General features: G+C 71.1%; 6 protein-coding genes. 3 read left to right on the forward strand and 3 right to left on the reverse strand.

The window, feature by feature from the left end:
- Nucleotides 1-37 precede the first annotated feature (37 nt).
- Nucleotides 38-2,350, reverse strand: a complete 2,313-nt coding sequence (locus tag ACIBAG_RS04990; protein WP_399101056.1) for a tetratricopeptide repeat protein — start codon at nucleotides 2,348-2,350, stop codon at nucleotides 38-40.
- 127 nt (nucleotides 2,351-2,477) lie between these two features.
- On the opposite strand from ACIBAG_RS04990, the gene ACIBAG_RS04995 reads away from it, so the two are divergent.
- The gene (locus ACIBAG_RS04995) at nucleotides 2,478-5,600 is read left to right on the forward strand and encodes a sacsin N-terminal ATP-binding-like domain-containing protein (RefSeq protein WP_399101058.1); all 3,123 of its coding nucleotides are present in this window, start codon (nucleotides 2,478-2,480) and stop codon (nucleotides 5,598-5,600) included.
- A gap of 76 nt (nucleotides 5,601-5,676) precedes the next feature.
- On the opposite strand, the gene ACIBAG_RS05000 is transcribed toward ACIBAG_RS04995, so the two are convergent.
- Nucleotides 5,677-6,036: a DUF6086 family protein gene (locus tag ACIBAG_RS05000; protein WP_399101060.1), complete on the reverse strand. Its 360-nt coding sequence runs from the start codon at nucleotides 6,034-6,036 to the stop codon at nucleotides 5,677-5,679.
- Entirely contained in the window at nucleotides 6,033-9,686 is a 3,654-nt protein-coding gene (locus ACIBAG_RS05005) for an ALF repeat-containing protein (protein WP_399101062.1), read from the reverse strand. The genes ACIBAG_RS05000 and ACIBAG_RS05005 overlap by 4 nt, the downstream gene beginning before the upstream one ends.
- Before the next feature lie 433 nt (nucleotides 9,687-10,119).
- Here ACIBAG_RS05005 and ACIBAG_RS05010 point away from each other — a divergent pair, with 433 nt between their 5' ends.
- Both ACIBAG_RS05010 and ACIBAG_RS05015 read left to right on the forward strand, forming a co-directional pair.
- Nucleotides 10,120-10,626: a hypothetical protein gene (locus ACIBAG_RS05010; protein WP_399101064.1), complete on the forward strand. Its 507-nt coding sequence runs from the start codon at nucleotides 10,120-10,122 to the stop codon at nucleotides 10,624-10,626.
- 155 nt (nucleotides 10,627-10,781) lie between these two features.
- On the forward strand, nucleotides 10,782-12,335 hold the full coding sequence (locus tag ACIBAG_RS05015) for an FG-GAP-like repeat-containing protein (protein ID WP_399101066.1): 1,554 nt from the start codon (nucleotides 10,782-10,784) through the stop codon (nucleotides 12,333-12,335).
- Nucleotides 12,336-12,475: the final 140 nt, after the last annotated feature.

The raw sequence follows: 12,475 nt of genomic DNA on the forward strand, positions 1-12,475 counted from the left end.
GGGAGTCGTGAGGCGGCCGGGTCGCCTCCGTGGTGTCTCACCAGGACGGAGGTTCGTAGTACCAGGGCGGCCGGCTGGGGTCGGCGACTCGGGCGCGGCAGTCCTGGGTCAGTGGGTGATCCGGTCCGAGGTTGTGCTCGCAGTCGGCGAGCAGAATCCTGAATTGATCGGCTGCTTCGCCCGGTTGGCCTGAGCGCGCGGTCCACAGGGCGTGCTGGTGACGGCCCGCGAGTGTCAACTCGTGGTCATGCCCCAGCGCGCGTTCAGCGTCCTCGACCACGGCGTTCAGAAGAGTTCGCGCCTCTTCCAGCTGCCCGGTCTCGCCCGTGAGCCCTGCGAATTGCAGACGACCTGCGAACGTCCATGGGTGATCGCCGCCGAAAATGACGGATCGATCGCGGACGACGTTCGCCAGAAGGTTCAGCCCCTGTGATGTGTCGCCCGATTCGGTCACCGTTCCGGCCAGGTTCCAGTCCACGAAGTTCGTGGTCCTGTCGTGGGTGCCCAGGACCCGGCGCGCGTCGGCCGCGAGTGCGCGCCACAGGCTGACGGCTTCGGTTGTCCGGCCGTTCGCCCCGGTCCAGACCGCAACCTCGAAGCCGGCGTGGATCGTCATGGGGTGGTCGGGGCCGAGGGCGGCCAGCGCGCGCTCCCGTGTTGCGAGGGCCAGGTCCAGTGCGTCGGTTGTCCGGCCGGAGTTGCCGGTCCAGCGGGCGACGCTCAGTGCCCGGTCCAGGGTCTCCGCCTGATCTTCTCCGTACCTGTCTCGACGTTCCTCGTACTGCGCGGTGACCAGGGCGAGGGCTTCCTCGGTGTTGCCCGCCCCGCCCGTCCACCAGGCCAGGGACGAGCGCAGGGCGAATCGCACCTCGGCAGCGGTGTCCGCCGGCGCCGAGGCGAGCGTGGTGCGCAGCACCTGGCAGGCCTCCTCCAGATGCCACTCGTCCCCCATGAGCAGCGCCAGCCCCACGGCAGCGGTGAGGACGCCGTCGCCCAGCGCGCGCTGGAAGGCATCCCGGGCGACCGCCCGCTTCGTGTGCGCCACGGCCGTCCATCCGATGTCCTCGCACACATCCGGCTCGGCCGCGGCGATCAGCCGGGTCCAGGTGCCGTCCGGGATGGGCGAGTCCCCCAAGCCGGCGTCCACGGAGTCGGACAGGTAGTCGAACACGTAATAGCTGTCCGGTGAGTCATGGGGGAGGAGCATGCTGCTCGTGGCGTAGAGCGGGGTGGTCGCCCAGGACAGCGCCTCGTCCCAGCTCTCGGGCCGCAGGGACGGGCCACCGCGCGCGGTGAGGTGCTGCTCGTGGAGATCCCGCAGGAGGGCGCCCGGCAGGGGGCGGCTCCATCCCGCCCGCCGGGCTTCCACGGCCGCGCTGACGAGAGCCGCCCCCCGGGTGTGTCCTCCCTCGGGCGCCCAAGCGTCCTGCCACGCCGCCAGCAGTTGCGGGCCGGCGGCCAGGAACTCGGCGATGCCGTAGCGTCCGGCGCTTTCGACGGCCCTGGCCAGGCGGCTGTCCTGGTGACCTTGTTCCCGCGCCCGTGCCACTTCGTCCTCGTGCCAGCGTCGGTCGAGCCGGATCTCGTGGGCCGACAGCAGAACATCTCGCACCGTCCTTCTGCCGGGGCCGTCGCCCGCTTGCTGTACGTCCAGGTGGCGGGCTCGCTCCTGTGCCCTGATCGTGGCGACGACCACGGTCGTGCGGCTGCCTCCCGGATGGGTCAGCCTGCGCAGCAGGTACGGCGTCAGCCCGCCCGCTCCGAGATACCGCTCGACGTCGTCCAGCCAGACGACGGAACGGCGCTCGCTCTGGACCGCGGTCGTCGCCGCTTGCAGCGCCGACGGGTGGGCGGGGTCGGGTGCGATGAAGGCCGCCTCCGGGAGCACCGCACGCACCGCTTCGAACGCCGCCCGCGACTTGCCCGCCGTCGACTCGCCGACCAGGAGCACGAAGCTGTGCGTCCGCAAGGCTGCCTCGATCTCGGGGCTGCGGGCCCGGCGTACGAAGGCAGGGGCCCGTGCGCCGACCGTCGGCGAGTCGCGGTCGCGCTCCGGCGCCGTGGGATGGACCCCGATCTCGATCAGATCCTCGATGTCCCGGACCTTCGGGATGCGGCCGCCCCGGTCACGCAACAGCGCGTCCCCGGACGACGCGGTGCGCGACGCGTCCTGGTCGATGAGCTGCTGTCCGCGCTGCGACAGAGCCGCACCAACCGTCGCGGCCACGGCGACCAGAGCTCCGCCCACCACGCCCGGCAGCAGGTGGGAAAGCCAGGAGACCGACGACACTCCGACGGCAACAGCGACGAGCAGCCACCACCCGCCCCGGCGGGTCCCCCATGTCCGCATGCAGCCCATGAGAGCAGTGCCCAACGGGGTGGGTCCATAGAACGAGCGTCCGGAGCGCGACGGGCGGGCGGCACACCCACGTCCCATCGGCGGTACCTTCATCATCACGCCGATGAGGAGAGTCAACGTGAGCAAGTTCGTGCGGCCCGCGGCCGAGGGCGCCGACCCGTTCGGTACGGCCCGTCTGCGTCGCGGAGTGCTGGATGCCTGGGCCACCAGCCCCGCCCGTTTCCGGGAGGACGCCAACGCCGAGGAGGACCTCGTCCTCGGGGGCTACCGGGACCGGCTCGTCGTCGAGCTCGCTCAGAACGCCGCCGATGCCGCGGCGAGGGCCGGGGTGACCGGCAAGCTGCGGCTCACCCTGCGCGACGGGGTGCTCGTCGCCGCCAACACCGGCGCCCCGCTGGACGCCGCCGGAGTCGAGTCGCTGTCCACCCTGCGGGCCTCCGCGAAACGGGACACGGCCTCCGTCGGCCGCTTCGGCGTCGGGTTCGCCGCCGTCCTCGCCGTCACCGACGAGCCCGCCGTCGTCGGGCGGCACGGCGGTGTGCGGTGGTCCCTCGCCGAGGCCCGGGAGCTGGCGGCCGACATCGCCCGGCACAGCCCGGGGCTGGGCGACGAGATCCGGCGCCGCGACGGACACGTACCGCTTCTGCGGCTGCCGTTCGCCGCCGAGGGCACCGCCCCGGATCCGTACGACACCGCCGTCATCCTCCCCCTGCGCGACACCGCCGCCGCCGACCTGGCCGAGCGGCTGCTGCACGCCGTCGACGACGCACTGCTCCTCGCCCTGCCGGGCCTGGAGGAGGTCGTGGTCGAGGTCGGTGACGGCGAGCCGCGCACGCTGCGCCGCCGGGTCGACGGGCCCTTCACCGTCGTAGAGGACTCGCGCGACGGTGTCACCCATTGGCGTACGTCCGCGGCCCATGGCCCGCTCACGCCCGACCTCCTCGCCGACCGCCCGGTCGAGGAGCGGCTGCGCCCGCACTGGTCGCTCACCTGGGCCGTCCCCGTCAACGCCGCCGACAGCACCCCCGCCCACCCCCGCACGGCACCCGTCCTGCACGCGCCGACGCCCAGCGACGAAGCCCTCGGCGTCCCCGCCCTGCTCATCGCGTCCTTCCCCCTCGACACCACCCGCCGCCACGCCGCCCCCGGCCCGCTGACCGACTTCCTCGTCCAGCGGGCGGCGGACGCGTACGCCGAGCTGCTCGCCGACTGGCGGCCGGTGAGCGACGGCATCATCGGGCTCGTGCCCGGCCCGCTCGGCAAGGGCGAACTGGACGGCGCCCTGCGCCAGGCGATCCTCGACCGACTGCCCCGTACCTCCTTCCTGCCGCCCGCCGTCGAGCCGCGCGAGCACGACTCCGAGCTGCCCGAGTCGCTGCGGCCGCGTGACGCCGAGGTGGTGGAGGGCGCGGGCGCCGACACCGTACGGGTGCTGGCCGAGGTGCTGCCCACCCTGCTGCCCGCCGGGCTCGAACGGCGCGTGGAACTGCGGACGCTGGGGGTCGCCCGGGTCCCGCTCACCGACGCGATCGACCGCCTCGCCGGACTGGAGAAGGAGCCCGGCTGGTGGCGGCGGCTCTACGACAGCCTCGCCGGGGTCGACCCGGACCGGCTGTCCGGGTTGCCCGTACCGCTGGCCGACGGCCGCACCACCATCGGCCCTCGTCAGGTCCTGCTCCCCGCCTCCGACGGCGCCCCCATCGACGCGGAGATCCTGGCCCGCCTCGGCCTCAAGGTCGCCCACCCGGACGCCGCGCACCCGTTGCTGGAGAAGCTGGGCGCTCTGCCGGCGACCCCCCGGGCCGTCCTCACCACGCCGCAGGTGCGGGCCGCCGTCGCCGCGTCCCTCGACGAGGACGGCGGCGTGAGCTGGGAGGAGGACACTCCCGACGCCGAGGAGCTGGCCGACACCGTGCTCGCGCTGGTGCGGGACGCGGGCCTGGAGCCGGGCGACGAGCCGTGGCTGGGCGCGCTCGCGCTGCCGGACGAGGAGGGGGAGCTCGCCCCCGCCGGGGAGCTGGTCTTCCCGGGCAGCCCCTTCCACCAGGTCATGCGGGAAGACGAACTCGCCACCGTGGACGCCGAGTTGGCGGAGAAGTGGGGCGAGCAGCCGCTTGCAGCCTGTGGTGTCCTGGCGAACTTCGCCCTCGTCCGCGCCACGGACGTGGTCCTCGACCCGGACGAACTGGAGCCCCGCGAGGGCGACTTCGCCGAGCCCGACGACGCGGGCCTGCTGGACGCCGTCGACGTCTGGAGCGAGGACATCCTCGACCGCTTCCCGGACACTCCCGTACCGCCGGTCGCCACCGAGCTGATCGCCGTACGCGATCTGGACCTGGTGGACGAGGACAAGTGGCCCCAGGCCCTCGCCCTGCTCGCCCAGCCGCCCCTGCGGGACGCGCTCACTCAGCAGGTGCGGATCCTGCTGCCGGACGGCACGCATGAAGTCGTACGGCCGTACACGGCGTGGTGGCTGCGTGGTCATCCGGTGCTGGACGGCCGCCGCCCCGCCGGTCTGCTGGCGTCGGGCGGTGACCCGCTGCTGCGTGGTCTGTACGACGAGGCCGACGCGACCGGCTTCGACGACGAGCAGGTGCTGCGGGCGCTGGGCGTGCGGACGTCCGTCGTCGCGCTGCTCGACGAGCCGGGCGGCGCGGCGGAGTTGCTGGACCGCCTGGCCGACCCCGAGCGGGAGGTCGGCTCCGCTCAACTGCACGCCCTGTACGGCGCGTTGGCCGAGCTGGACCCCGAGCAGGTGACCCTGCCGGACGAGCTGCGGGCCGTGGTCGACGGGCGGGTCGAGGTGGTGGACGCGGCGGACGCGGTCGTCGTGGACTCGCCGGATCTGCTGCCGTTCACGAGCGGGGTGCCGTTGCTGCCGGTCCGCCCGTCCCGCGCCGCCGAGCTGGCCGAGCTGTTCCAGGTGCGGCGGCTGAGCGAGTCCGTGACGGGGTCGGTGGACTCCGAGGGCACCGAGCACGACGTACCGGAGTCGGTGCGGGTGCTGCTGGGGGCGCGGACGCCGGAGTCGTACGTCGAACACGAGGAGCTCGTCGTGGACGGCGTCGAAATCGACTGGCGGCTCACCGATGACGGGGTGCTGCATGCGGCGACCCTGGAGGGTGTCGCGGCCGGGCTGGCGTGGGCGGCGGGGCAGTGGCCGCGGCGGTTCGAGGTGGCGGCGTTGCTGGAGGATCCTTCGCGGACGGGGGAGCTGGCGCGGGATCGGTGGTTCGACTGATGCAGGCGGCAGCGTCCCGCCCTGCACAGTAGGCCGGGGGCCGGCCTTGTGGGCGGCCCCCGGCCAACTTCGCTTCCTACACCGCCATGGACCTGGCCAGGGTCGACTTCACCCCATCCAGAACTGCCACATCCTCGGGCCGCAGCGTGATCGTGCCGCCCGCCCGGTCCAGCAGTACGAGCGACGTGACGAGCAGGCCCTGCGCCAGGCCCCGCAGGACCTCGTTCGTGGTGGACGCGTAGAGGCCGTACAGCCGCTCGACGAAGGCCTGGAACATCTCGCCATCCACGTCACAGCCACCCTGGGGCGTGGGCGTCAGCCCGGACGGCACGTCGAGGAACCCCGCCGCTCCCTGCGCGAGGGACGCGTACAGCTGTCCGCTGTGGTAGCCCGCGTCCCAGAGCGTCTCGTCGTCGTGTTCGAAGGGGTAGCTCAATCTGCGATCTCCAGTCTGAGGTCAAGGTTCGGGTGAGCCTGCCTGAGCTGCTTGAACCGATCTTCCAGCGCTGCTCGGAAGCGCGCGTCCATCCCTGGCGTCGTGAACCGGAAGCTGATCGGTGCATTCTCGTACCCGGGAAGCAGCTCACGGCACTTCAGGTAGTTGGCCAGCTTCTTGTTGATGTGCTTGTCCAGCCAGTCGGCGTCAGCGTAGATGGCCGACTTCAACTCCACCATCACACCGTTCTCGAAGAGGTCGATGTCGGTGATGATGTCCCCCGTCTGAGGGTCGCGGACCTTGTGGTCCCTGGTGCCTTCCAGACAGCCGGGGACGCCACTGCCCGCAGCCCGCACTGACGCTGTGAGCGTGGCGGATGACGCCAAGGTCTTCTTCTTGACCACCTTGCAGCCGCGCTGGAGCAACTTCAGCTCGTCGTAGACCCGGTCCAAAGCCTTCAGCTTGCCGCTGAGCAGGACGTCCGCGGCCGCGTCCCTGCAGTTGTCGAAGGTCTTGTTCTGCAGGCACTTCTCGAAGGAGCTGATGCCCAGGAACTCCTTCTCGGCGTTCCAGAGGTCCTCCATGGCGTCGCCGAACTCGTCACCCATGGACAAGACGTCGCAGTAGGCCTCCTTGTGCTGGCACCAGCGGATGAACTCCTGCCGCTCGCACGGGACGAGCGCCTGCTGGCAGCGGTACAGCTCGGCGGCGGTCGGCCCGTTCTCGGCCTTCTCCTTGGCCGCGACAGCGGCCTTGCGCCGTGCCTCTTCCTCCTCGCGGTACTTCTTGACCGAGATGACGAAGGCATTGGTGGCAGCCTTCAGCGCGGCGGCGGCATCCTTGCCCGCGGCGAGCTCCGATTTGCGGGCTTCCTCGGCGTAGTACGCCGCGGTGGACGCGGAGGCCTGGGCCGCTTCCGAGGAGAGCGTGGCGTCGGCCGCGGACCGAGCCGCCCTGGCGGCGGCGGCGTCCGCGCTGTTCGCGGCATTACGAGCAGTCTTGGCCGATGCGGCCGCCTGGGCCGCGGACTTCTCGGCGTCCTTGGCGTACTGGTCGGCCTGCTTGGCGTGGTTCTCGGCCTTGAGCTTGGAGTCGTTGGCCTGCTTGGCCCACTCCTTGGCCTTTTCGGCCGCCTTGCGTGCGGTGGCGGCGACCTGCTGGGCGGTCGCGGCGTTCTGCTGGGCCGTGGCCGCGACCTTCGACGCGTCCGAGATCAGCTTGCGGACCTGGGCCACATGGGTGGCGGCCAGGTAGTCCTTGCGCTGTGCCTTGTACTGGCCGGCGACGACGAACGCGTGCAGCGCCTGGGGTGAGCCCTCCAGCGCGATCCGGGCCGCCGCCTTCACCTCGGGGCCACCGCTGTCGATCAGCTGCGCGGCCTTGACCCGCTCGTCCTGGGTGCGTGCGTTGTGCTGTGCCCTCGCCAGGAACTCGCTGTACTTCTTCGGGTCGCCGGTGGCGAGAGCCTTGCGGCCGGTCTCGCCGAGCACGGGACCGGCATCGGAGATGACCTGCGCGATGGCGACGCGCATGCCTTCGGCACCGGCCTGGTACTGCCCGTTGTCGATGAACTCGGTGACGGCGGCGGCGTCGCCGTCGAGGGCGCCCTCGGCCGCGTCGCGCACGGCCTTGTCCGGGCTTTCCTCGGCGAGGCGCTCGACGTACGAGCGGTCGTCCTGCTGCTGGGCGGTCTCCCAGCCGTTGCGCAGATAGTCGAGGACGACATCGTCGGGGCCGCCCAGAGCGGCCTCGGCGGCGGCACGGCCCCATGCCGTGCCGTTCTTCATCGCCTGGACTGCCAGGTCGCGGCCCTGGTCGGCGACGGCCGCGAGGTCGGCGCCGGGCTTGGCGGCCTCGGCCACCAGCCGGTCCCGTTCGGCGTCCCGGTCCTTGGCCGCTTTCACACGCGCGGTCTGCGCCGCGGTGCGGGTGTCGGCCTCGGCCTTGTCGTCCCTGGCCCGTTCGATGCCCTCGTTGGTGCGGACCAGCAGTTCCTCGGCCTCGACTTCGCGGGCGAGGGTGAAGATCCGCTGGGCCTTGTCCACGGCGCTGGAGGCCGCGTTCGCGGCCTCGGTGGCGGCGTTCGCGTGCTCGGTGGACCTGGTGGCGGCGTGTGCCGCCTGGCCGGCGTGTGTGGCGGCGTCCTTGGCGGCCGTGCTCGCGTTCTTCGCATGCTTGGCCGCCGACCTCGCGGCGTCCCGGGCTTCGCGGGCCGCAGAGGCCGCCTTGCGGGCCAGGCTCTCGGCCGCGGCCGCGGCCCGGTTGGCCTCGGCCGCATGACGCTTGGCGGCGGCTGCTGCGGCGCGTGCCTCGGCGGCCGCGGAGCTCGACTGGCCCGCGTAGTTGCCGGCCTGGATCGCTGCGTCCGCGGCGGCGTTGGCGTTGCTGGTCGCGCTTGCCGCCGACCTGGCGGCGTCGCCTGCCGCGTCGGCCGCCGTGGCCGCCTGGTCGGCGGCGTCGGCGGCCCGGGTGGCGCCGTCGGCTGCCTTCTCGGCGTCCTGGGCCGCGATTTTCGCGGCTTCCGCGTTCTTGGCGTCGACCGCCGCGTCGGCTGCGGCGTTTCGGGCGCGGGAGGCGGCCTGGGAGGCGCCTGCGGCTGCGGCGGCCGCCTGTGCGGCCGCGTTGGCGGCCACTCGAGCCGAGTTGTTCGCGGCGCTGGCCGCGTCGATGGCCCGCTGAGCCGAGGCGGCGGCCTGAGACGCCGCGGTCGCGGCCCGCTTGGCGGCCCGGGCGGCCTTGTCGGTGTCCTCCTTGGCGGCCTTGGCCTCCGCCTCGGCCTCCAGCGCCGCCTGCTTGGCGAGCTCCGAGGCCTTGACCGCCTTCGCGGACTCGGTCTTTGCGGCCGCGGTCTGCTTGGCTGCCTGCCGTCCCGCCTCCCTCGCCTGCTCGGCGAGTTCGGCGACGGTCGCGTGCTCCTGGTCCTTGGCACGGGCGACGAACTGGCCGACCTCCAGGAACTCCCGGATGTCGGCGGCGGTGCCGTTCAGCGCGATGCGCCCGGCCGCCCGCACGTTGGTGCCGCCCACGCTGACGATCTGGACGAGCTGTACTCGTTCGTCCTGCTCGCGCTGGGCGTGCTGGCCTTCGGTGAGGAACTTCCTGACGTCGTCCGCGGTGCCCTTGAGAGCGGCTCGTCCGGCGTCCTGGACGTTGGGACCGCTGGTGTCGATGATCTGGGCGACCCGGATCCGGTTGTCCTGCTTCATCGGGGCTTCCCAGCCGTCGTCCAGGAAGTCGCGCAGTGACTCACGGCCTCCGGCCAGAGCCGCGCGCGCCGCGGTCAACAACTCAGGGCCGCCGATGGAGGCGAGTTGGGCTGCGGTCACCCGATCGTCCTGGAAGGACAGGTCTTCCGCCGCGGCGAGGAACTTCTGTACATCGGCGTCGCTGCCGGTCAGTGCCGCCTCGGCGGCGGCCTTGACCTCGGGACCTCCCCCCTTCCAGTAGTCGACGACCAGGCCGCGGTCGGCGGCGGTGACCGCTGACTGGGTTGCGGCCCGGACGCCTGCCCGCGCGCCCTCGGCTGCCGTGGCGGGCGGTGTGCCCAGCAGGCCGACGGCGAGGGTCAGCGGCAGCAGACTCAGCGCTGTTCTGCGTATGAAGCGTCTTGTTTTCCCGGCGGTATCGAGCTGGTCAGTTCTTCGATTCACTGGGTACCTGTCTCGGTAATCGGCGACGACCCCCGAAAAGCGAGTCGCCGAATGGTCGACGGGCAGCATATCCCTCGTTTTCCGCTTCTGTATGACCCGTATTCAGGTATGCACATAACGGGCAATGCGGGATCTTCAGGGCTTTCTCTGATGCTCGATTCGGTGTGTGGAAAATGTGTGTTGACGTTGACCGGAACTGTGCTTACGCTATGCCTTGACTTTGCTTGGGTTGTGCCCGGCCTGACCAGCCGAGGCCGCATCCGAGCCTTAGAGCTTCAGGGGGTTGAGGGGGCCCGGTCGCGCGTGCGCGCAACCGGCTGATCAGGGCATTTCTGGCGACTGCGACCGTCGCTGCCCGTTCACGCGTACTTTTGGACAGCATCCTGGCGGGGTGACTCGCTATGCGAGAAGCCGCGCCGGAAGGGACTCTTCGGTGCCTTTCCGTGCCCGAAATCTAATTGTTTCCGGAATCGTGGTCGCGTGCGCCACGATGGCTGGCATTTCTGTTGCATCTGCCGACGATCCGCCTCAATCACCGACAGGCGATAATCCGCCTGCCGCGGTGGAGGACTACGGTTATCCCGGAGCCGACCGAATCCTGACTGAACAAGGAATCAAGCTGAAGAAGGGTGACGGGCGCATTCTGCTGGCCGACTGCGATCAGGCCGCCAAGCAGATCCGTGTGCAGACCGTCGGGGATCCCTCCGTCGGCCGTAAAGACACCTACTGCTTCAAGGCCCTCGGCAAGACCGGCCAGCTCACACTGGAGGTCCCCAGGGTCTTCCTTGTGGAGGCCGCGGACCATCCGATCCGCGCCGACCTGACGGCCAATGGCGAGACCACATCGGTCGTCGTCGAGAAGGACGGATGGGTTTCCGTGGGCGAGGGGACCGTCGGCGGTGCCCGGTCGGTGCTCGTCGAACTCCGCGTGACCGGTTGATCCGCCCTGATCCACCGGCCGGCTCCGGCCAGTGCAGCGCAACGCCGACGGTGGGATCCGTCCTTCTCCGACCTCTTCGCGGGGCCTGTGTGCTCCGCCGAGACAGACTCTGATTCGAGGCATACGTGAAAGACGCCCGTCCACGCAGGACGCGCATGGTGTGGGCCACCGGACTCGCGGCCACCGGCCTGACGACCGGTCTGCTGGCCGCGGCCCCGGCCCAGTCCGTCGGCGGTGACCAGGCCGCGGACGGAACCCACCAGTACGTGGTGAAGGTCCACGTCGCCGGCGGCACCGACAACGAACGCGCCTGCTCCGGCACCCTGGTCGACACTCAATGGGTCCTCACCGCCGCCAGTTGCTTCGCCGCCGACCCGCAGCAGGCGACGTCGCTCACCCGGGGCAAGCCGCCCCTGCCCGCTGTGGTCACCGCCGACGGCAACAAGCCCGTGCCGGGCGTGTCCGAGCTGAAGCAGGGAGTCCGGGAGATCGTGCCCTATCCGGGCCGTGATCTGGTCATGGCGCGTCTTGACGACGTGACCACCGCCGGTAACCCGCTGGACGGTCCGTTCGAGATCGGCTCCGCCGACGTCAGCGGAGCCGCGCCGACCCGGGGCGATCAGCTCAAGGCGCTCGGATACGGCCGTACGAAGTTGGAGTGGACCCCCGAGCGAGCCCACATCGGCTCCTACGGCGTGGACCTCGTCAACCCCACGACCCTCGCGATCTCTCCCGCCGCGAACGGCGGTGCCCTGTGCAAGGGAGACGCGGGCGGTCCGGTGCTGGACCCCAACGGCAGGGTCGTCGCCGTGGTCAGCGCGTCCTGGGACGGCGGCTGCCTCAACTCCGCCGAGACCCGCACCGGGGCCGTGGCCACCCGGGTCGACGACATCACCGGCTGGGTGCAGCAGGTCCGGCTGACGGTGCGCCAGAAGCACCTCACCGGCGCCCTGACGGCAGCCGACTTCGACCGTGACGGACGTACGGACATCGCGGCACAGGTAGTCACCGGTTCCACCCATGCCTTCCTCAGCCGTCCGGACGGCACGCTCGAGTTTGGCAAGCAACTGGGCGTGCTCACTCGCTCGCAGCACAAGGATCTCGTCGCGGGTGATTTCCTGGCCGACTCGCCGGGTGTCGAGGCCGTCACCGTGGACGAGGACGGGAACCTTTCTCTGGCGAAGCAGCGCGTCCCGTTCGGGTTGCCGATATCGCGCTGGGATCACGACGGGCTGTGGACCGACGCCACGTGGAAGGACGGCCTGCCCGTCGCCGCCCTCCGCACCGGTACCGCAGGACGCGACACGCTGCTGTTCCAGTGGCCCGACGGCTCGCTCTACACGTACAAGCGGGACGCGAACGGCAAGCTGGTCAACCAGAAGAAGTCCATGTGGCCGGACAAGACCTGGAAGAAGAAGCACATCGCCACCGGCGACTTCACCGGTGACGGCCGGGACGACATCGCCGCCGTCGCCGCCGACGGAGCGCTCCAGCTCTATCCGGGCAAGGCGGACGGCACCTTCGACAAGGCCCGTTCGATGTGGCCCGACAAGACGTGGGGCAGCATGAAGGCGGTGGTCGGCGGCGACTTCGACGGAGACGGCAAGGCCGACCTCGCCGCTCTGACGAACACCGGCGAACTGCGCTGGTTCGCGGGTGATGGCAAGGGGGCGTTGGCGGCCGGCAAGAGCATGTGGCCGAAGGTGTAGGCCCTCGGCGGTGCGCGGGTCGGCCCCGACGTCCGGGGTCGACCCTCACGTGCGCACAAATTCTTCACGTCTCGTACAACCCTTCTCATGCGCTGGTGATCTACTCGCATGAGTCAACAGGCTCAAAGATCACTTTCTCC

It is taken from the genome of Streptomyces sp. NPDC051243, from assembly GCF_044455405.1.
Classification (GTDB): Bacteria; Actinomycetota; Actinomycetes; order Streptomycetales; family Streptomycetaceae; genus Streptomyces.